This window comes from Kordia aestuariivivens (assembly GCF_014397005.1).
In the GTDB taxonomy this organism is placed as follows: domain Bacteria; phylum Bacteroidota; class Bacteroidia; order Flavobacteriales; family Flavobacteriaceae; genus Kordia; species Kordia aestuariivivens.
In genome coordinates, this window is record NZ_JACGWS010000012.1 from 131599 (window position 1) to 154064 (window position 22466).

Consider the following 22466-nt stretch of genomic DNA (forward strand, 5'->3'; position numbering starts at 1 on the left):
GATTTATTTTTTAATAAGTTGCAGTATCATTGCTCGGATCTGGACAAACAAAATTTGAAACTCCAGTAGATAATGTTACGGTACAGTCAACACTGTCTATGCAATCATTATCCGTCGCTTTATTTCTTCCGCCTCTATCTTCACCTCCAAAAATAGTTCCAGCTTGTAAATCAGCAATGCGTCCTTTATTCAATTTTAATGTCCCGTGTTGTACTTTGTTTTTTTTCATAATGAGTAAATGTTTTGATTAAACTTGAAGTAAAACTATACAAACATTTAGCCTAAAAAAAGCACATGATTTGTCAATTTATATAATGACAATCGCTTGAAAGGCAACGATGCAAGATGTATTTTATATCGTTTTAAAATAAATTAGAGAATCGTAAGTATTTGTTTTTGAATGAATTAAATGTTTTTAGAGAAGTTTGTTTCTAGAGAAAAGCATTTTTTGATCTTCCTGAAAACATAGTTGCTTACGGTATAAATCATTTTGCACGACAATTCATCTATTGTCTTTTTTAACCATTAAAAACAACAAAAAAAGCGTTATACAGAATGTGAAGCTTTTAAGTTTTTTATAAAATACGAAGGATTCAAATTGGTTTTTCGCTGAAAAGCTCTTGAAAATGTACGTGTATTGCTAAAGCCAGATTCTTCGGCAATAGCGTCAATGGTATACTTTCTAAAAGTTGCATCTGTTTGCAATCGTTCAATAGCATACGTAATGCGTAACTCATTAATGAATTGGTTGAAGCTTTTATCTTCATACACATTGATGATTTTAGACAAATAGGTATGATTTGTTTTAAAGCGTTTGGCTAACTTTTGAAGTGTCACATTAGACGATAAAAATTCATCTTTCTGTTTGAAGTCATTTAAGTTTTTTAATACTGACGTTACGATATCTTCGGGAATATTTAATTCACTTTTTTTACGATCGGAAACATCAATGATTGTATGTTGTTTCGTATTTTCTTGATCTTTCAGTAATTGTTCAAAACGTTTTTTATATACATTTCGTTGTATGTATTGGTATATCAAGAAACCTCCAATCAATAGAATTAAAAGAATTGCACCGATAATACTCACCACATAAAAATTCTCTTTCTTTTGAAGTGAATGTATGATTTCTTGTTTAGCTGCAATTAATCTTGGCGTGTTATAACCTTCCGAAATGTGTTTGGCTAAATACATTTCTTTGTCATGTATAATACTGTCTAAACGTAACAATCGATCAATATACGTAAGCTGTTTTTTTAAATCCTTCTTCTTTTTGTAATGATCAATTAATAGTTCATACGTTGCTCTTGTTTCTGGAAATAAATAATTTATTTTTAAGAAGATAGTATCTGCCTTTTTTAAATAATCAATAGCTTCTTCAGTGCGTTGAGTTGCCAAATACGTTTTGGCAAGATAAAAATAGGCAAACGTTAATTTAGAATCATCTTTTTTACTTTTAAGATAAGGAACTGTTTTTTGAATGCTATCAATTGCATCGGAATACTTCTTTTTGAAATATAAATTTATGCCTTCATTTAGCACGAATAAATTATATAAATACTTGTATTTTGGTTGCTTATGTGTTTGTTTTATTCCTTCGGTTGTATAATGAGTTATAGAATCATACTTGCCGAGTTGTCTGTATGATACAATCATACTCGATGTAATTTGTAAGCGTTTCCATTGGTCTTCAAACTCCAATGTTTCAAAGTTTTTCAAGGATTCTTTAAATGTATTCAATCCATTTTCATAATCTTCAATTAAATTATAAATGATTCCAATATTATATTCAATGTTAAACAATGCATGCTTATTATTACTTTTTTTAGCATATTTCTGAGCTTTTAGATAGATGTTTAATGCTTTTTTATACGATCTAGAATTATAAAAATTTCCTGCTTTGATTACTAATGCATTCTCCATCAAATAATGATCTGTACGTTTTGCAGAAAGCTGAATAAGACTGTCTATATATTGTATCTTTAATGAGTCAGAATCAATTAAACCTTTATAGTAATAGCCATTAATTATTTTTTTTGAATCGTTACGTTGTTTTGCTTTCTTTAAATACGCATCTGCATACAAACTCGCTTCAACATCAGAAGTTTGTGGAGCAAAAAAATGTTTGTGCAACTCTTCAAAACTTTTTTCTGAAAGGGAATCTATCTTAAAAGTGTTTTGTTTTTGACCATATATATAGAAGTTGCAAAAAAGGAAACATGCTGCAATGAAATAGTGTTTTAATGTCATATAGAGGATATAGAATTACTAAAATACATTTTTTTTATAGCAATTCGCTTTCTTTTATTTTTCTAGCAGAATAAAACGAATAAATACACGATATTCTAGTGACAATAGATCAATTGTCTATTATCTAGTTGTTTTTCAGTACAATAAAAAGTAAATAATTGTAGTTTTGAAATGCATTAACCTAACACTAAAACTCAAATTATGAAAAAAAAAAGTAAAATTCTTAAGCTGAAAAAATTTACAATTGCATCATTTCGCGCACAATATCATATTATCGGTGCAGGGCAAACAAATAACGCGGAATGTTCAATTACATTAGATCTAGCTTTGTGTAAAACAGATGAACCAGATACTTCATGCATATCTTCTCTTACTGATCCTTTAAGTAACCAAAGAAGAGGATGTGCTTCACATGTTGGTAGCACTGATTGATATTTATGAGAATAAATATTTTAAGAATAGGAATCAAAAAAAGCCAACGAAGTTATATTTTCGTTGGCTTTTTTAGTGTTCAATATGTATTAAAAGGAATTAATTAAACTTCCCTAATTGTACCGCTTTTTGCATGGCTTCATACCGTTTTCTCCAAACTGCGCGGTCTTTGTTCAAATGATCGTCAATATGTACAGGATCTTTAGTGTTAAATAATCCGCCCCAGCGCAATTCAGGATCATTAATAATTGAACTCAAAAACTGTTTTACAGGCGCAGGCACATTCGGATATTTTGCCAATACTTTAGAATTTGCAAATTTACCATTTCCATAACGGACATTCATGTCAATTCCATGTCCAGCCAAATGGTTTGAAAAAGTTGCTGGTTTTACAATGGCACCTTGTACATTGGTTGTTGTTCTAAAAGAACTCGTTACATGTATAATAACATCAGCTTGCTCAGCATATTTGTTAATTTTTTCAAGTGCAGGCACAAATTGAATATCGGCTCTACACGGTTTTCCTGAAAATCGAGATCCTTGAAATAATACTAAAGGCGATTTTTTACTAGGTAAATTTTTCGCCGCTAAATCACTCCATTTGCTTCCGTAATACTTGTTAATATCTTTCAAGAAAAGATCCACAACGGGTCGTGTGAGCGCGTCTCCATCAGATTGAATTCCATTGTCTTTGGCATATTTTATCACAGCTTTGCGTGTGCTATTTCCATACAATCCGTCAGCGCCAAACTTTGCGAAATTAAGTTCATTGCCATAACCGAGCGTATTTAGAAATACTTGTATGGCAGAAATGCTCATACGTGTTCCTTTAGAAATAAATTTCCTAGTTCTAAGGTCAGAAGTGTGAATTGACCATAAAATGTACATTTCAGGAAGAAAATCATGACGTTGTAGAATTAGTTTTGCTAAGGAATCTGAAACAGAAGTTCCGTCACTTGAATGATCGTTTTTTGCTGCAAAAGCCGCAACAGCTTTTGTGGTTGCTTTGCCATAATCGCCATCAGCTTGATAATCGTCCCAACGAAGTTCCTTTCTAAAACCCAATTCAAACAGTGTTCGTTGCAAATCTGTAATTAGTGTTTTATCTGAAGATCCTTTAAATAAAGATTGATGTATATTTCCTTTTTTGAGTGCTGATTCGATGAGGTTTGAACATTCCATGCTTGTAAATTTTTTAGATATGGCAAATTAAAAAAAATGTATAAATTCCAAAAGGGGGAAAACACTTGGTTTAAAAATGAATATTAAAATTGCAAAAGCAACGTCAAATTTGTCCAACAATTAGGACAGTTTGAATAGCTTTTTTTAGAATATATTTTCAATGTTAAAATCGCTACTATTTTAAATCAGCTAATAATTTTAAGGATTTTTCTGCATCGGCTTCTTCTACATGCAATTCTATGCTTCCGCCCAAAATACCAGCGTATGCAGTGTCCATTTTATTGATTTCAAAATAATTAATGCCAGCTTCGTCTAAAATGTGCTTTGCGTCCATAATTTGAATCTGTGAATCGCTTGTATATATCTTTTGTCTGTTCATAATTTTAATTAAGTGTTATCTACTAAAGATACAAAAATGATAAGGATTTTAATGTAACAATGTGACGATTTATTAATGGATCAATTTGATGATTTGAAAATATAATTTCTTAAACCTAGTTCTTCAATCTCAATCATGCTGATAACAATAATTACCGTTTTTTACTTTTCGCTTACAACGATTTCCCGATTTTGTTTTTCCACGACATCTTGAAGAACTTTGAGAATTCCTTGAAGCATTGCTATTTTGTTTAGTATGTTGAAAACAATAACCATTGGCGAGTCGTGTTTTATGTTTACAACGCGTTCCTTTCTTTGTATAACCTTTACAACGAACAGAAACGGAAGTGCCAACTGATTTATCTTCAGAATTCAATCGTTTTTGAAGTTGACTTTTTGGTGGTGGTTTGCAAATCTTGCAAGGTGTTAATTTGGAAGCAGCAATCGTTTCGAGTCCAACCAACTTACTAGAAACATTTTCCACCATTCTGCATGAACTCAAATGATATCGCTTTCCAGAAGGTGTTTTGTAAACGTCTTGTGCTTGAATGTTTAAGGAAACTAGAAATAAAAATATAGATAGGAATACTTTCATTTCTTTATTTTACTCGTTTACCGGATACTTTACCTTTAGAATTCGCTGCTGTTCCCGAAAAATAACCGTTCATTTCATCGTTCTCGTAAGCAACAACAAAACTTCCTTTGGTTTCTCTGCGAACACCTTTCAAAACATAAGTACAATAAATGCTATCATTTTTATATTTACCAGTAACGATTAATGGATCATGTTCATTAAAAGGAAGCTCTTTATTATTAAATCGCCATTTCTCACCTTCGCCTTTTATTTGTTTATTACTTTGTATAAAATGCATTTTATACTCAGCAGTCTTGTTGTTGTAAGCGTTATAGGATGTTTCTTGAATATGGAAATTCAAAGTCCATTCTCCTGTGATATCGACCTTAGAACTAAAAATATTTTTAACATCATTGAAATTGAGAATGAGTGTAGTAAGCAAGACTATAAATGAAATTACAGCGACTATTTTAGTGATGACTTTTTTTTTCTTTTTCTTTTTAATCATGTTATAGGTTATATAATGTAAAACTATCAAAACCAAACAACATACAATTACGGTTAACCGTAAAACACAACTTCCCCAAAAAAAAACGCCTTCACGAGAATTCTAAAATCTCACAAAGACGTTTTATATTTTTAATTAAAAGCTAACGGTTAGAAACCAAAAGCTGATAAACCTAATCCTGCAATGCAAAAACTTTTTGCAATAAAGCAGTTGTTCTTGATCCAACTTTCGTGCGAATCTTTTGCTCTTCCACAGCAATCATAGTATACACACCTTTCAATGCCTGATTCGTTACATAATCCGTTAAATCTGGATTTACCTTATTCACAAAAGGAATCTTATTATAACGATTAATTAAATTCGACCAAATTTGATCCGCGCCAACTTTCGCAAACGAGTTCTTAATCACTGGGTTAAACTTATTGTACAATGCAGTGTTTGTTTTTCCTTGTAAATAGCTAGTTGCTGCATCATTATTACCTAACAAAATATTTTTTGCGTCCGCAAACGTAATATCTTTTACCGCATTTACGAAAATAGGAGTTGCTTCTTTTACCGCATCTTCCGCAGCTCTATTCAACATTTTAATTCCATCATCAGCCAAACTTCCCAATCCAATATCACGTAATGTCTTATCTACTTTTCGTAACTCTTCGGGCATTAAAATCTTCACAAGACTATTTCCATAAAAACCATCTTTCAAGGTTAATTTTTTCACTTGCTTTTCAATTCCAAAATCTAGTGCCTGACGCAATCCAGCTGCAATATCAGCGTTTCCAAGTGTTCCACCTTGTGGCAACTGATTCACAACTTGTTGTAACTCTGCACAAGAATTCAACATCAATAATCCAACAAAAGCAATAATGATCTTTTTCATGTAAAATGTATTTAAGTTTTTTAGAAGATATAGTATATAAATGGTTTAATCATTTACAAAATGCATACCACAAAAATACATGAATTATTAATAGGATTCTTTTTTGTGTCATATGAAATGTTGTATCAATGAATCTCAGTAAAAAATAATATCTTACATAAAAAAATAAGGATGTACAGAGGATTGTTTTTAACCTTACTACTATTTGTCAGTTGTCAAACAAAATCAACTCCTGTAGAAAATACAGAACCAAAAGTTGAAAGTGCACAATACATCACGGTTTTAGGAACCGCACAAGATGCAGGGTATCCGCAAATCAATTGTAAAAAATCATGTTGCAAACCGTATCACGATGGAAAAGTGGATAAAAAATTAATTTCTTGTTTGGGTTTAATTGATCTCAAAGCAAAGCAAAAATGGCTATTTGATGCCACACCAGATATCGCACTACAAGTGCAAAATATTACTGAAAATCACCTAGAAACTACAAACGTACTAGACGGCATTTTTCTAACACACGCACACATCGGACATTACACAGGACTCATGTATCTTGGTCGTGAAGCTATGGGCGCAACTAAAGTTCCTGTCTATACAATGCCCAAAATGAAAAGCTACTTAGAAACAAACGGACCTTGGAGTCAATTGGTTGCGTTGGAAAATATACAGCTTAAAAAGTTAGAACATAACACTGCTGTAGATTTGACAAACGGACTCAAAGTTACACCTTTTCTAGTGCCGCATCGGGATGAGTTTTCGGAAACGGTTGGTTATAAAATTGAAGGTAAACTCAAATCGGCATTATTCATTCCAGACATTAACAAATGGCAACTTTGGGAAAAAGACATTGTAGCAGAAGTCAAAAAAGTAGATTACGCATTCCTAGATGCCACATTTTTCAAAGACGGCGAAATTCCAAGACCGATGAGCGAAGTGCCGCATCCATTCATTGAAGAAACGGCAACACTATTTCAATCAGCAGCTAAAGCGACAAAAAACAAAGTCATTTTCATACATTTCAATCATTCCAATCCAGCATTGCAAGACGCACATCCACTAAAAGACAGTTTGCAAAAACTAGGTTTCCGATTTGCGAAAGAAGGAATGCGTTTTGGACTTTAAAAATAAAACCAGTAAAACGCCCAAATAATTACAAATGAGTCTTTATTCTACAATCTAACAGCGTAGCGGTCTTTTATCTTTAGTCGGACAACATTGATTCTTATATATTTCTTAAAAAACAGTCGATTTTTTTGAATATTCCGTAAATTGCACGCCTAAAATATAGACTTCATTACAGATGGAACAAGCGCAACCTTACAAACCCACATATAAAGTACGAATCGTTACAGCAGCATCACTATTTGATGGACACGATGCCGCAATCAATATCATGCGACGCATCATTCAGTCAACAGGTGTTGAGGTTATTCATTTAGGACACGATCGAAGTGTAGAAGAAGTCGTAAATACGGCAATTCAAGAAGATGCAAATGCCATTGCGATGACTTCGTATCAAGGTGGACACAATGAGTATTTTAAATACATGTATGACTTGTTGCAAGAAAAAGGCGCAGGACACATCAAAATATTTGGCGGCGGTGGCGGCGTAATTCTTCCAGAAGAAATCAAAGACTTAATGGACTATGGAATTACACGTATCTATTCACCTGATGATGGACGTGAAATGGGCTTGCAAGGAATGATTAATGATTTGGTGCAACAATCAGATTATGCCATTGGCGACACATTAAATGGAGAAGTGAATATTCTACACGAAAAAAATCCAAAAGCAATTGCACGTGTGATCTCTTCGGCAGAAAACTTTCCAGAAGTTGCCAAAGAATCATTAGACATTATTCACGAAAAAAATAAAAATTCAAAAACACCCGTTTTAGGAATCACCGGAACTGGTGGCGCAGGAAAATCAAGTTTAGTGGACGAATTAGTACGTCGCTTCTTAATTGACTTTCCAGAAAAAACCATCGGATTAATCTCGGTTGATCCATCAAAACGCAAAACAGGCGGCGCATTACTTGGAGATCGTATTCGTATGAATGCCATCAACTCACCAAGAGTCTATATGCGTAGTTTGGCAACACGTCAATCTAATTTAGCCTTATCAAAATATGTAAATGAAGCAGTACAAGTTTTAAAAGCTGCGGAATACGATATCATCATTCTTGAAACATCAGGAATTGGACAATCGGATACGGAAATCATGGAGCACAGTGATGTGGCTTTATACGTAATGACACCAGAATTTGGCGCAGCAACACAATTAGAAAAAATTGACATGCTTGATTTCGCTGATTTAGTAGCAATCAACAAATTTGATAAAAGAGGTTCATTAGATGCTTTGCGCGATGTAAAAAAACAATACATGCGTAATAACAATCTGTGGCATGTACACCAAGATGATTTGCCAGTATTCGGAACAATTGCTTCACAATTCAACGATCCAGGAATGAATACCTTGTACAAAGCTGTCATGGACAAATTGGTGGAGAAAACGGAAGCAGATTTACAATCGACTTCTAAAATTTCAAGTGAAATGAGCGAAAAAATATTCGTCATTCCACCATCAAGAACACGCTATCTATCTGAAATTGCTGAAAGTAACAGAGCCTACGATAAAAAAGCTGAAACACAAGTTGAAGTTGCACAACGTTTGTACGGAATTTATAAAACAATCGCTTCTATCACAAATGTCACATCGAGCGCAGTTGAGATGTCATTCATGTCAAAAATTGGTTTGGATGAAACGATTATTTTAGATCGAATCGAGAAAGAAGCAGACATTGACTTAGTAAAATTATTACTCAAAGAGTTTGATCGCGTAAAGCTAAACTTGGATCCTTACAACTGGGAAATCATCATCGGTTGGAGCGAAAAAGTAAATACATACAAAAACCCAATCTATTCGTTCAAAGTACGAGACAAAGAAATCAAAATAGAAACACACACAGAATCGTTATCACACGTACAAATACCAAAAGTAGCGTTGCCAAAGTATCAAGCTTGGGGCGATATCTTAAAATGGTGTTTGCAAGAAAACGTACCAGGAGAATTTCCATACACAGCAGGATTATATCCTTTCAAACGTACAGGAGAAGATCCAGCGCGAATGTTTGCAGGAGAAGGCGGACCCGAACGTACCAACAAACGTTTTCACTACGTAAGTGCAGGAATGCCCGCAAAACGTTTATCAACAGCTTTTGACAGTGTAACTCTTTACGGAAACGATCCAGATTTACGACCAGATATTTATGGTAAAATTGGAAATGCAGGCGTTTCTATTTGCTGTTTAGATGATGCGAAAAAACTATACTCTGGTTTTAATTTAGCTGATATCATGACTTCGGTAAGTATGACGATCAATGGTCCAGCACCAATGTTATTAGGATTTTTCATGAATGCAGCTATTGATCAGCAATGTGAAATCTACATCAAGGAAAATGAACTAGAAACGGAAGTGGAAGCAAAAATTGCTGAAATTTACAAAGGGAAAGAACGTCCAAAATACAATGCCGAATTACCAGAAAGTAATAACGGTTTAGGTTTGATGCTTTTGGGAGTTACGGGCGATCAAGTTTTGCCAGCGGATGTTTATAACGATATCAAAGTAAAAACAATAGCACAAGTTCGTGGAACGGTTCAGGCAGATATCTTAAAAGAAGATCAAGCACAAAATACGTGTATTTTCTCAACAGAATTTGCATTGCGATTGATGGGAGATGTTCAAGAATATTTCATTGAAAACAATGTACGTAACTTCTATTCGGTTTCCATTTCTGGATATCACATCGCGGAAGCAGGCGCAAACCCAATTACACAATTGGCATTAACCTTATCAAATGGTTTCACGTATGTAGAGTACTATTTAAGTCGCGGAATGGACATCAATAAATTTGGTCCAAACTTATCATTTTTCTTCTCCAACGGAATCGATCCAGAATATGCAGTCATTGGACGTGTAGCGCGTAAAATCTGGGCGAAAGCCTTAAAACATAAATACGGAGCGAATTCAAGAGCGCAAATGTTGAAATATCACATTCAAACTTCGGGACGTAGTTTACACGCACAAGAAATTGATTTCAACGACATTCGTACCACGTTGCAAGCGTTATATGCAATCTATGATAACTGTAACTCGTTGCACACAAACGCGTATGACGAAGCTATTACAACGCCAACGGAAGAATCGGTTCGTAGAGCCATGGCAATTCAGTTAATCATCAACAAAGAATTAGGATTGGCGAAAAACGAAAATCCAATTCAAGGTTCGTTTATCATTGAAGAATTGACAGACTTGGTAGAAGAAGCGGTTTTACTAGAATTTGATAGAATTACGGAACGTGGTGGCGTTTTAGGCGCGATGGAAACCATGTACCAACGTTCTAAAATTCAGGAAGAAAGTTTATACTACGAAACCTTAAAACACAATGGACAATTTCCAATCATTGGTGTAAACACATTCCTAAGTAGTAAAGGTTCGCCAACGGTAGTTCCAAAAGAGGTAATTCGTGCAACGGAAGAAGAAAAACAGTATCAAATCAGAATCTTAGAAAATCTTCAAAAAGCACACGATACGGACGAATTATTACTTGAATTACAAAAGAAAGCAATCAATAATGAAAACATATTTGAAGCCTTAATGGAAGTATGTAAAGTATGTTCGTTAGGACAAATCACAGCTTCGTTATTTGAAGTCGGTGGACAATATCGAAGAAATATGTAGTAATTTTTGCAGGTTCATTAAATTGTCATAAAACTACAAAGTACGTCATTCTGAACTTGATTCAGAATCTCATGCTTCTGTGAATCAAATATATATGTGAGACCCTGAGTTTTTAAATCAGCGAAGCTAAATAAATTCAGGGTGACGCAGTAACTATTTGACAGAAAACAGATATCCAACAATCAATCTTAACGAGTATAAAAACCTTACGTTTTAATTTGATTTTACAATTCAATTCTTAGAGTGAAATTTTAAAAGTAGAATTTTGTCTGAGTATGCATCAAAATCCTTTATGCAATCAATATAAGTTGAAGATACGCCTAGTAGAAAGTATTCTAATATACTAATAATTGTCCCTTTGAAGTTTATTGTATCTGTTGAAGATAAACCATAGTCTCTGAATATTTCAGAAATTAATAAATCTGATTTATCAATAATTTGTTGGCTTAAATAATCTGCTCTGTGAGTAAAATTTTTAAAGTTATTGGGTGAATCATTTTTTAAATTTTCTTTTTGTTTTAATACAAAAGCTTTTAAACGTTCTTTATGTATATCTAAAAAATCTTGCTTTGTCATTTAGTTAAATATATTTAAATTAGACAACAAAACTACACCAAGAAAAAGCTATTGAAAAATATTTAACGGTTTGAGTTAAACTCCCTTAAATTGGTGTTAAATAAGTTTATGATCTTGTCTAATAAAGTTAAAACTAGGTTAAAAACGAAATGCTAAATTATGACGTGTATATTTAATTGCTAGGTCACTGCCGACTTACGAACATTCCTGCGGAATATTTTATCTGTGATTTATTTGCTAAATTAGATACTTAAACACGCAATAAACCATGAGTGAACACGTTGTGTGCAATTGGAAAAAAATGATAAAATTTCAAACAATATATTTAAAAGATAAGTACGACTTTTCAAAAGTACCAAATGGATTTATTAAACTTATAACTAAAAACCAAATTGGGAAAAAAATTGTGTCATTTAAGACTGACCGAAATGATGTTGTTCTATCAAGAGAGTTAGAAAAAGTTATTTCAAAGTTAGATTTTGATAAGTCACATTACTTAATTCTGACAACAAATTTGACGATGGAAGGAATCAAAATATTGAAAGAAAAAGGAATTGAATATATGACAACTTCAGACTATATTTGGACTGACGAAAGCTATAAATCAATAAAATTGATTTAATGAATATCTTCTTTGTTTGTAGTCGAAAATAAAAGAAGAAGTAGAATAGCTGAGGAGATACTCTTAAATAACCAAAGAGTTTATGTGAAAACTACTAAAAATATAATTAACTAATTGGTTATAAAATATTTACAAAAACCCTCGCAATTTTTCCAATAATTACTATTCAGTCTCTATTCTATAATCTAACAGCGCAGCGGTCTTTCATCTTCTCGAAAAAAAAACCAATATCGAAGAAACAAGCAACTTCAACTAAACAGAAAGTATATCATACCAAAAATGTGTAAATCGAGACGGTTTACACATTTTTTTTATGAGACAATTTAAAAGGAAGTACTTTCATGGCTCGTAAACTAAATTAGGGGCAATTACATGAGGGCAAAACTACTTTTCTTAGGAATTCTATTCACTATATACTACAGTCATGCGCAAGTACCAGCAAACAATGATTGCGTTGATGCTGAAGTTATTACAGTAACAACAACAGGAACAACATTAGTCAGTTTCAATAACGAAATGGCAACACAAAGTTTGCTCAGTAGTTGTGATACTTCGCCAACTTCATACTTAGATGTTTGGTACGAATTTACGATGCCAGTTACGGGAAATATACGAATTACAGCTGTCAATTTTGCAGACGGTTTTTCACTATACAATACATGTGGCGGCGCAGAAATAGATTGTTTTTATGACGATGGATTCTTTTACAATCTCACAGCAGGAACATACAAATTAAGAGCTGTTAGTACTGCCAGTCAAGCTGGAGCGGACAGTTTTCAAATTCAAGCATTTGAAGCGGCAGCCAATGACGAATGCGCGAATGCCGAAGTCATTACGGACGATATTACAACAGCTACGACGATTAATTTCAACAATGCACAAGCAACCGAAAGTTTGCAAAGTAGCTGTGATACAAGTCCAACTCAAGACTATTTAGACTTATGGTACGAATTCACAATGCCAGTTACTGGAAATCTACGAATCACAGGCGTTAACTTTGCCGACGGTTTTACATTATATGATAACTGCGGAACGGTTCCGACGGAAATCGATTGTTTCTACAACAATAATTTTACATACAATTTAGCTGCCGGAACCTATACATTACGTGTGGTGAGTACAGCTGGAAATGCAAACGCTGATAGTTTTGTCATTCAAGCTTTAGGAACAGCGACCAATGACGAATGTGCGAATGCAGAAGTCATTTCAGATGATATTACAACAGCTACGACGATTAATTTCAACAATGCAACAGCAACCGAAAGTTTACAAAGTAGTTGCGATACAAGCCTAACAGAAGATTATTTAGATCTTTGGTATGAATTCACAATGCCAGTCAATGGAAATTTAAGTTTTACAGGGATTAACTTTGCAGATGGTTTTACACTCTATGACAATTGCGGAACGGTTCCGACGGAAATCGATTGCTTTTACAATAATAATTTTATATTCGGATTAACCACAGGAACCTATACATTACGAGTGGTAAGTACTTCGAGTAATGCAAACGCTGATAGTTTTACAATGCAAGCTTTTGAAACAGCTGCGAATGACGAATGCGCTAATGCGGAAGTCATCACAGCAGATATTACAACAGCTACAACAATTAATTTCAACAATGCAACCGCAACCGAAAGTTTACAAAGTAGTTGCGATACAAGCTTAACAGAAGATTATTTAGATGTTTGGTTTGAATTTACGATGCCAGTGACAGGAAACTTAAGTTTTTCTGGAGTCAACTTCGCAGACGGATTTACACTCTATGACAATTGCGGAACGGTTCCAACGGAAATCGATTGCTTTTATAACAATCATTTTATATACAATGTAGCTGCCGGAACGTACACGTTACGCGTAGTAAGTACATCAGGTTTTGCGGGTGCTGATAGTTTTGTCATACAAGCGTTTCAAACGGCTGCAAATGACGAATGCGCCAATGCGGAAATCATTACGGCAGATATCACAACGCCAACGACCATCAACTTTAACAATGCTTCAGCAACCGAAAGTTTGCAAAGTAGCTGTGAAACAAGTCCCACAGACGAGTATCTCGATTTATGGTATGAATTTACAATGCCAGTCAACGGAAATATTACAATTACAGGCGTGAATTTCGCGGATGGATTTACCTTATACGATACTTGCGGAACTGTTCCAACGGAAATTGAGTGTTTCTATAACGAAAAAATAATATTTGGACTCACTACCGGAACGTACACATTACGTGTAGTCAGTAGTAGTATATATGCTGGCGCAGACAGTTTTGTCATTACGGCGTATGAAAGTATTACAAATGTAGATTGCGCTTCCGCAGAATTGATTCAGGTTGCGGCAATTGGCGAATGTAGCACACAAAATGTAACGACAGAATTACGCGGTTCAACCTTAGCTTCTTCCGTGGGAAGTTGCCAGAACGGAACACAAACATGGTTGGACAGTTGGTATACGTTTGAAGCTACACTGACAGGAAATATTACACTCAATACGAGTTCAACATTTAACAACTTTACGGTTTACGATGCTTGCGGCGGAACAGAAGTTGCTTGTTTTAATAATGATGGCTCTATTCCTGTGGTATTCGGAAACACCTATTACCTACAAGTTTCCCGATTAGAAACAAGTCTTACAGCTGTTACGTTCTGTTTAGAAGGCGCACCAGTTGTGGCTACAGGAACAGCAGGCGTTTGTGAAAACATACCAACGGTAGAAATTTCAACATTACAAGGAAATACAAACGAATGGGTTCCGATTTTAGATGCATCAAACAATATCGTAGCGGCGATGAACGCTAACGGAAATGACTTAGGGACTATAACCACCACATTATTTATTGACAATGCTGATACTCGAGACTTCTCAGGGCAACCGTATTTACGGAGAGAAGTCTCCATCAGTGCTCAAAATGCACCTTCAAGCAATGTAAATGTCCGCTTATATGTATTAGGTGATGAGGTTGATGATTTAATTTTGGTTGATTCCAATCTGATAACAATCAGTGACTTAGAAGTGATGAAAGTAAACGGAAATACCTGTACTTCAGGCTATGTTTCTGGGGGCGATTTTATCAATACAGTAGCTACTTCCTATCAAGATGATTATTACATCCGATTCAATACAAACTCATTCTCTGTATTTTACCCAACATCAACCAACTTAGACGGAACCTTAAGCATTACAGGAAATGATGAAGCAGCATTTGGAATTACAATCGCACCAACACTAACCGACGGAATTGTATATATAAATGCAGCGACAAAACTCGATAATGTAGCTGTGAATGTTTTCGATATTACAGGAAGAAATATTTATAAAGCAACTTTTGACAGTATAGATCAAACAAAACAAACCATAGATTTACGCGGCTATCAAGCAGGAATGTATTTCTTGAAAATTTCGCAAAAGAACAAACAATTCACTAAACGAATTATACTAAAATAGTTAGCAATCTGATGTTACTATGCAAAAGTGTCACAAAAAGTCGGGTCTTTTCTTTGCGTGGCACTTTATTTTTAAAAAAAGAATGGTTTTACTTCAATCGTTCAAAAATATATCCTGCTTTTTCTGCGCCCCAAACATGTTCATCTTTAGCATTAAAACCGCGATCCCAACTTTCAATTACATTGGGTTTTATCGTTACTTGTGAAGTTGCGTAGCTTGCGCCGCGCATTGTGCTTTTACAGCCAGCTCCATGTGTGCCACCAATATATTTTTTTCCTTTTTTCACTAAATAAACACCACAGCCTTCGCGTTCTTTTAGAATAGAAGTATCAAATTGGTCAAAATACTCAGGAGTTTTCCATTTCCCAATAAAGTCTTCTGGATTTTGGAGTGTATATACTTTACTCACATATCGTGTATTCATAAAATATTCTATTTTATAAACTCGCTGACGATATGGTTTTGCTTGGTTTGTGTTTAGCGCTTGCTCAACATACAACCAATAGCCATCTTTTGATTTCCAAATAGGATACATGTGCAAGGAAATATTATAATAAGTTGAATCTTTTGCAGCTTGTTCACTACTATCAAACGAACCTGTCATTTGCGTTTGCAATGCTTTTAATTCGTTGGTAGAAGTAGTCGATTTGTAACTATCACAACTTGAAATGGAACATAGGAATACTGTAATTACAGCGATTATGATTATTTTTTTCATCAGTCTGTGGAATTTTTGGTTTCTAAAAAAGATAGGTTTTTGTAAATCAATGTAAGTAAATGTAGAAAATACATTTCGTTTTTCAAATTAACATCACATATAGTTTGAAACTATACAAAATGTTAAAAATAAGCAAGCTTTCTATTAATTCTGTAACTTTAGAGAAAGTATCATTCATGCGTATTGTATTTCTCTGCATCCTAAGCCTCTATGTTTCTGCCGGATTTGCGCAAACAGATCGTTTTGAAAAAAGTAAAATTTTAAACACGATTCCTGTGCAAAACAGTACAGATACGTATGCATTATATCTTCCAGAATCGTATGATACAAGCAAACTCACAGCAGTTGTTTTCATATTTGATCCAAGCGGAAATGGCAAACAAGGAATAATGCCTTTTGTATCGTCTGCCGAAAAGTTTAATTATGTACTAATTGCTTCCAATGTAACCAAAAACGGCGTTCCGTATGATACCAATTTTGAAGTTGTCAATAGATTGTTTGAAACCGTTTTTTCCACCTTTAAAATAGACGAAAAACAAATTTATACTTCTGGATTTTCAGGCGGTTCACGTTTGGCAACTGCCATTGCTGCATTGACCGATAAAATACAAGGAGTTGTAGCGTGTGGCGCAGGTTTGGCAATCAACAAATCTGTTACACCAACGAAAGAAATGTTTTCTTTTGTGGGTTTGGTTGGCGATGAAGACATGAACTATCAAGAAATGTTCAATACTAAAAATTGGTTAGACAAATTTGAAGTCGCGAATGAATTATTCATCTATAATGATACACATAAATGGCCGCCAAGCGAACAAATTGAACGTGCTTTTGGTTGGTTAGAATTGCAAGCTTATAAAAAGAAGATACGACCTGTTGATTCAGTATTTGTACAATCGTATTTTGAATCTCAATACAAGATTGCTGACTCGTTGGTAATTCACAATAAATTTAGATCTGTTTTGGAATATGAAAGTATTGTCAAAAATTTTGCGCCGTATTTTGAAGTCAAAATGATTCAACAAAAAATGGAAGCTTTAAAAACTTCTCCAGAATATCAAAGCGAAGTTACATCGCGAGCAGCAAACATTAATGAAGAAAATGAACTGTATGAAAAGTTTTCAAAAAAGTATTCTCACGATATTTTAGCTGCGGAATCTGACGATAATTTTCAATGGTGGCGTAGAGAATTGAAACGTTTAGATTTGGACATCGCGAATGCGGAAACCACCAATGAAGCAAAAATGTTGAAACGTTTGAAATATACCATTTTTGCAGGCGCATACGAATCTTCTATGGGTTATATTGGCGCGAAAAAATACAAACATGCTTTGTATTGCGATCAATTATTAGTGTATTTTAATCCTGAGCAAGCCTATTGGTATTATCGTGTGGCGCAGAGTTATGCTCGAAATGACGATTTGAAACACACCATCAGAAATCTCAAAAAGGCAAAAGAACTCGGATTGCGACGATTTCAAGCAATTCAAAACCTTCCATTATTTGCAAAATTTAAACAAAAGAAAAAATTTCAAAAGCTCTTTGAGGAAGAATCTAAGTAACTAACTTAAGTTGGTCTAGGAATTACTCGTAACGGATTCTTTTTCCGCAGTGTAGTATTCATTTTCCGTTAAGAATTTTTGAAGCCTTGGAGAAAATTTAGGAAAATGAATACGGTTTTGGCTTTCCGAAGAGAAAGCTAAAAACACCTCTGGAAATCGAAGATTCATGAATACTTTAGTTTAAAATATAAATGACATGAACTAAAAAGCGCACTTTCTTTTGTTTCTTTTCTTTGTGCGAGCAAAGAAAACGAAAATAAGGAGCTAGTAATTTGAAGTTTAACTCAGAATATTATTTTTATTTCAATAGCTTTTAGTAATTATATTGAAAATAACAACCTTACGAATCCATCTTCTCAATATATCGAGAAGGCGTTTCATTCATAATGGTTTTAAACGATTTATTAAACGTAGATTTTGAATTGAATCCTGCATCCATCGCAATGGCTAAAAGCGTCTGTTTTTTATGTTCGCCTTCTTCAACCTTTGCTAAAAAAGCTTTCACACGATGTTCATTAACATATTCATAAAAGGTTTTTCCATAGACAGAATTCAATAACCACGACAAATTATTTGCAGAAGTATCTAGTTTTTTTGCAAGTATCTTTAAGCTTAAATCTGAACGCGTGAAAATTTGCTCTTTATTAATCAATTCTTGTAATTTTTGGGTGATGATTTTAATTTCTTCTTGACGTAATCGATCTTTTGTTGTTGTTTTTTCGACAGTTAGTCGGACAATTTCTGGTTGTGTAAAACTAAAATAACCAACGATAAAAAGGAAAATTGCCATGCTAATCCAAACGAGTTTATAGATGATAAATGAATCGTAACTATGCAGTGCATACGTCCTAAAAATTCCAATTGACCAAAATATGATGATGGCAGACAATCCGAGTACGATGAACTTTATATACCGTACTAGTTTTTGTGCATGTATAAATTCTTTATGCGTCGAATTTTTAATTTTTTTCACAATTCTATAGGATAAAATTGCATACACAATTAGTGAAGTTACGCCAAAAAGTTCCATAGCAAGATACACAATACCCATTCCTATTGTATAACTCATGGCAAAGTACTCTTCAGTGGTCAATGTGAGCGTCCAACAGAAAAATAAAAATAATAACAAAGAAGGAATAAAAGGTTTAAATGTTAATGAATCGCTTGCTCGTTCTTTAAAAACTAAGGTCCTAAAGTAAGTATACAAAAGCGGTCCATACATATAAATTGAACAGTCTGACAGTAAAGAAAAACGCCAAACTCATAAGCCTTTGATTTGAAATGTCGCCATTTTTCCAGCAAAAATAAATGTGGCAAGCCCAATAATAAAAATAAGTAGTTTATTCGCTTCTCTGTTTTTTCTGGAAGTAAATTGTAAAGAGAAAATAAGGAATATTCCTTGAATAAATCCAGCGAATAACACAAGGTCTAAGAAAGAAAATGTCATCAATTTTTTTGTAGTTAAAGATAAACAGAATTTACTTTATAAAGTATCAATGTGTACATTCGCACCTATATTTTGCAAAAAAATAACAGACTTTAACAAGCTGTAGAAATTTTTGAAATATAAAATAGTTAATCGTGGAACAATAGATTCATGAATCTTACAAACTACTTAGTTGTAAATGTGTGTATTCGCACTCACTTTAGGTAAATATTAACAAAACAGAAAAAGGCATCTGCTACTTTTATGATATTATAAATCTTAAAAAAGTATATCATGAAAAAGAAAAGATTAAAAAGTTTATCATTGTGTAAAAAAACAATCTCCAGATTTAATGAAGTAAATCAAATAGTTGGAGGAGAAGATACCGTCAGTGATGAAATTTTATGTATGGAAGAATTTACAGAAGGTTGTGCCCCATCGTTTGTAAATGGGTGCGCAACAGTAGAACCTCGACTTTGTTTCTCATTGGCGCCCATGTACTGTACAACAACACCTATATTTTGCGGCTAGACTCGTTTATGGTGATAAAAAATAATAGTTAAAAAAGTATCGTGAAAACGGTGCTTTTTTTCTTTTTATAGTGTGTCATATTCTGAATATATTGACATAAAACTTCGTGTGAATGTGTACAATCGTATCTATTATGAGTAAAAAAATGATATTTCAAAAACTTGATTTTTTACTTTCGTTTCAACATTAATTTAAAACAAATTATTATGAAAAAGCAAAAATTAAAAAGCTTATCGCTAAGCAAAAAAACAGTGTCAAAACTAGATCATTATTCTTCGATTAAAGGAGGAGGACACACGGATGGATGTTTCTACACCGATAATACAAGATGCCAAACGCAACAAGAATGTGTTTCCAGAGATCCAGGATGTTTAACGCCAACTGGTATTAGTGCATGTTTAGCATGCTTTGAAATCTACACGGAAGGTTGTGGACAAAGTTATTTAGGTCAATGTCCAACAAATGGAAATGATTGTGATACTAATGTAACGGCTTGTATTTGAGTAAATTATATTTTAAAAATAAATTTTTTTCAAAGAAATTAAGTTTTAAGAAGACATCAATTTCATCACAAGAATCACAAACTATTTCTGACGATATAACAGCAACCAACTGTTGTTCCGTAAATTTTTGAAATAGGATCTAACTGGACAGATGCTTATTTACCAGTTCACAGTGACTGCGATAAGTTTGTAGTAAAACGAAAGGAATGTCGAAAGATGTTCCTTTTTTTAATTTTTGTATCTTCATAAAGATATAAACCAAAACTAAAATATCATGAAAAAAAGAGCAATCAAAAGTTTAGCAATTAACAAGAAGACAATTTCTAAATTTAGTGCAATAGAAAAATTAAAAGGCGGAAGAAACACTTCACACACAAGTTGTTTGTGTATAGATACCGTATGCGAATGTGATGGAGAAATTCCATTCCGTTAGAGGCTACAAAAGAAAATTACTTTAAAAAGGCGCTAAATGCGCCTTTTTTTATGAGTAAACTTCGTATTTGTATGTAAACAGAGTATTAGTCGGTACACATACCATCCATACAACAACCAAGACCAGTTGGAGAATTAGGATTGTCATAACAAGGACATCCTTCACTCTCTGGAGTACATAAAAAGATGCTACACCTTCCAAAACTACCTTTAACTGAAGATTGCTCAGATTTGTTTAACGATTTGGCTCCTTCAAGATTTAAAATTGATTTTAACATGATACATAATTTATGGTTAATAAGTTAAAAAGTTAAAAAAAAGCGCAAACAGTTCGTTACGGTAAACCCCTATTTAACGTTTTTAATAATATAGAAATGAAGTTTTATAACCTGATTATTTAAATGCTTTTCGGGTACGTTTTCGAAGTTTGGCAAGTCGATCTTTATAATACACTTTCAATTCATCAACAAACGTATACGGATTTTCATATTCGCTAAGTACTTTATATAAGGATGAATTTTTTAATTGGTGCAATTGTTCTCTAAGTGCGTCAATCTCAATTGTTATATGTGAAGTTGTACTTGCGTGAATTGCCACAGTAGCGTTTTCTGTAAGTGCTGTTAAAGATGCATCACTAAAAATATGCGCATGATAGGCTTGTAGCGCTTTCAAATCACCTTCTTTATAAATTTGAATCAACTTTGTGGTGACTTCGGTTGCCAATTCGGTTTGTTCAGGTTCCATCGAAAACGTATCTGGATGCACGTGAAACATGGCTTCTTTATACAATCGTTTTTTCTCTTGGGCATCGTCACTATTGATTGTTTTCTCGCTTTGTACAGCAACTACTTTCAAGCCTTTTGGCGCGATATATCTCTTTCCGCGTTGTTTTTGTGACAAACGTTGTTGTTTTTTGGAAAGTTTCAATTCCTTATAAATCACAGTCAACTCTTGAACTTCCACAATTTCGTCTGCCAAATGTGAGTAGAGTAGTGCTTTAAACGTTTGCACTTCTTGTTCCATTGCATCATATTCTTTCTGCAACTTTTCCAATTGCAATTGAAAATCAATTGCTTCAAGATTCGTGCTTACGGGAAGATTTTCTTCAGACATGACACAAAAATACAATACAAAATTCAAAAAGCTTCTGCGAGTTGTGATTCATGTTAAATTAAAAAAAAAGTGATTGTTTATTTTTGGTAGTTTGTTCTTTTTCTAAAGTATATGGAAAAACATTAAGAAAATGGTTAGGTCGAAATAATGCTTACAGTAAAAACCCCATATACAATCTATATGTATATAGGGCCTTTATTATAGGAATACTAAGTATCGTTACATTCTCTTTTCCAAGTCCTAATCCAGAATATAGTTTGCCTACAGACACCTGTTTTCTTACTTTTATGATTCCCTATCCAAGGTCTTTTCCATCTTGACATAATAATAAATTTTAAGATTAATAATGATGTAAATGTATTTTAGAAAGCTTAAGAAAAAAATAGTCAATCTATTATCAGTTGACTTCAATAGATAAACTAAAGGAAATAATAAACAAACTGTTATTAATATGAACGAAACAAAACAATCCTGAAAAGGCAATTGAATATTATAAACAAAGTACAGATAGTTTTGGGGAATTGAGAGAGAACTGCTAGTTTGTTCTTTTGTTTATGTTGTGTCACATCGAACGCAGTTGAGATGTTGTGAATCAAACAGTATTAT

The 22466-nt window shown here is 33.6% G+C and carries 20 protein-coding genes; 9 read left to right on the forward strand and 11 right to left on the reverse strand.

What is annotated here, in order from left to right:
- Positions 1-10: 10 nt before the first annotated feature.
- Both H2O64_RS18120 and H2O64_RS18125 read right to left on the reverse strand, forming a co-directional pair.
- The gene (locus H2O64_RS18120; protein ID WP_187563631.1) at positions 11-229 is read right to left on the reverse strand and encodes a hypothetical protein; all 219 of its coding nucleotides are present in this window, start codon (positions 227-229) and stop codon (positions 11-13) included.
- A 317-nt stretch (positions 230-546) separates the two neighbouring features.
- Positions 547-2133, reverse strand: coding sequence for a helix-turn-helix domain-containing protein (locus tag H2O64_RS18125; RefSeq protein ID WP_187563632.1), 1587 nt, complete (start codon positions 2131-2133; stop codon positions 547-549).
- A 318-nt stretch (positions 2134-2451) separates the two neighbouring features.
- Here H2O64_RS18125 and H2O64_RS18130 point away from each other — a divergent pair, with 318 nt between their 5' ends.
- A complete protein-coding gene (locus tag H2O64_RS18130; protein ID WP_187563633.1) occupies positions 2452-2682 on the forward strand; it encodes a hypothetical protein in 231 nt (76 codons plus the stop codon).
- Between the two features lie 99 nt (positions 2683-2781).
- Here H2O64_RS18130 and H2O64_RS18135 read toward each other — a convergent pair whose 3' ends face one another.
- The 5 genes from H2O64_RS18135 to H2O64_RS18155 all read right to left on the reverse strand — a co-directional run bounded on the left by H2O64_RS18135 (position 2782) and on the right by H2O64_RS18155 (position 6201).
- Positions 2782-3864 (reverse strand): peptidoglycan-binding domain-containing protein, encoded by a 1083-nt coding sequence (locus tag H2O64_RS18135; RefSeq protein WP_187563634.1) that lies wholly within the window; start codon positions 3862-3864, stop codon positions 2782-2784.
- 175 nt (positions 3865-4039) lie between these two features.
- On the reverse strand, positions 4040-4243 hold the full coding sequence (locus tag H2O64_RS18140; RefSeq protein WP_187563635.1) for a putative signal transducing protein: 204 nt from the start codon (positions 4241-4243) through the stop codon (positions 4040-4042).
- A gap of 129 nt (positions 4244-4372) precedes the next feature.
- Positions 4373-4837: a DUF5763 domain-containing protein gene (locus H2O64_RS18145; RefSeq protein ID WP_187563636.1), complete on the reverse strand. Its 465-nt coding sequence runs from the start codon at positions 4835-4837 to the stop codon at positions 4373-4375.
- 4 nt (positions 4838-4841) lie between these two features.
- Entirely contained in the window at positions 4842-5324 is a 483-nt protein-coding gene (locus H2O64_RS18150; protein ID WP_187563637.1) for a hypothetical protein, read from the reverse strand.
- Between the two features lie 172 nt (positions 5325-5496).
- Positions 5497-6201 carry a DUF4197 domain-containing protein gene (locus H2O64_RS18155; protein ID WP_187563638.1) on the reverse strand — a complete coding sequence of 235 codons (705 nt, stop codon included), beginning with the start codon at positions 6199-6201 and terminating at the stop codon, positions 5497-5499.
- Between the two features lie 171 nt (positions 6202-6372).
- Between H2O64_RS18155 and H2O64_RS18160 the strand changes: the two genes are divergently transcribed.
- Both H2O64_RS18160 and H2O64_RS18165 read left to right on the forward strand, forming a co-directional pair.
- A complete protein-coding gene (locus H2O64_RS18160; protein WP_187563639.1) occupies positions 6373-7323 on the forward strand; it encodes an MBL fold metallo-hydrolase in 951 nt (316 codons plus the stop codon).
- A gap of 178 nt (positions 7324-7501) precedes the next feature.
- Positions 7502-10942 (forward strand): methylmalonyl-CoA mutase family protein, encoded by a 3441-nt coding sequence (locus H2O64_RS18165; protein WP_187563640.1) that lies wholly within the window; start codon positions 7502-7504, stop codon positions 10940-10942.
- Between the two features lie 231 nt (positions 10943-11173).
- Here H2O64_RS18165 and H2O64_RS18170 read toward each other — a convergent pair whose 3' ends face one another.
- Positions 11174-11518 (reverse strand): hypothetical protein, encoded by a 345-nt coding sequence (locus H2O64_RS18170; RefSeq protein WP_187563641.1) that lies wholly within the window; start codon positions 11516-11518, stop codon positions 11174-11176.
- Between the two features lie 268 nt (positions 11519-11786).
- Here H2O64_RS18170 and H2O64_RS18175 point away from each other — a divergent pair, with 268 nt between their 5' ends.
- The gene (locus tag H2O64_RS18175) at positions 11787-12140 is read left to right on the forward strand and encodes a hypothetical protein (protein ID WP_187563642.1); all 354 of its coding nucleotides are present in this window, start codon (positions 11787-11789) and stop codon (positions 12138-12140) included.
- Between the two features lie 372 nt (positions 12141-12512).
- A complete protein-coding gene (locus tag H2O64_RS18180) occupies positions 12513-15578 on the forward strand; it encodes a T9SS type A sorting domain-containing protein (RefSeq protein WP_187563643.1) in 3066 nt (1021 codons plus the stop codon).
- A gap of 88 nt (positions 15579-15666) precedes the next feature.
- On the opposite strand, the gene H2O64_RS18185 is transcribed toward H2O64_RS18180, so the two are convergent.
- Positions 15667-16296, reverse strand: coding sequence for a chromophore lyase CpcT/CpeT (locus H2O64_RS18185; RefSeq protein WP_187563644.1), 630 nt, complete (start codon positions 16294-16296; stop codon positions 15667-15669).
- Between the two features lie 119 nt (positions 16297-16415).
- Between H2O64_RS18185 and H2O64_RS18190 the strand changes: the two genes are divergently transcribed.
- The gene (locus H2O64_RS18190; protein WP_187563645.1) at positions 16416-17855 is read left to right on the forward strand and encodes an acetylxylan esterase; all 1440 of its coding nucleotides are present in this window, start codon (positions 16416-16418) and stop codon (positions 17853-17855) included.
- A 340-nt stretch (positions 17856-18195) separates the two neighbouring features.
- Here H2O64_RS18190 and H2O64_RS18195 read toward each other — a convergent pair whose 3' ends face one another.
- Positions 18196-18924, reverse strand: coding sequence for a helix-turn-helix domain-containing protein (locus H2O64_RS18195; protein WP_187563646.1), 729 nt, complete (start codon positions 18922-18924; stop codon positions 18196-18198).
- A gap of 651 nt (positions 18925-19575) precedes the next feature.
- Here H2O64_RS18195 and H2O64_RS18200 point away from each other — a divergent pair.
- The 3 genes from H2O64_RS18200 (at position 19576) to H2O64_RS18210 (ending at position 20748) form a co-directional block, all read left to right on the forward strand.
- Complete coding sequence (locus tag H2O64_RS18200) at positions 19576-19812, forward strand: hypothetical protein (protein WP_187563647.1); 237 nt, start codon at positions 19576-19578, stop codon at positions 19810-19812.
- 206 nt (positions 19813-20018) lie between these two features.
- The gene (locus H2O64_RS18205) at positions 20019-20315 is read left to right on the forward strand and encodes a hypothetical protein (protein WP_187563648.1); all 297 of its coding nucleotides are present in this window, start codon (positions 20019-20021) and stop codon (positions 20313-20315) included.
- A gap of 274 nt (positions 20316-20589) precedes the next feature.
- Positions 20590-20748, forward strand: a complete 159-nt coding sequence (locus H2O64_RS18210; protein ID WP_187563649.1) for a hypothetical protein — start codon at positions 20590-20592, stop codon at positions 20746-20748.
- Between the two features lie 392 nt (positions 20749-21140).
- Here the strand turns inward: H2O64_RS18210 and H2O64_RS18215 are convergent, their stop codons facing one another.
- Positions 21141-21860, reverse strand: coding sequence for a hypothetical protein (locus tag H2O64_RS18215; RefSeq protein WP_187563650.1), 720 nt, complete (start codon positions 21858-21860; stop codon positions 21141-21143).
- Positions 21861-22466: the final 606 nt, after the last annotated feature.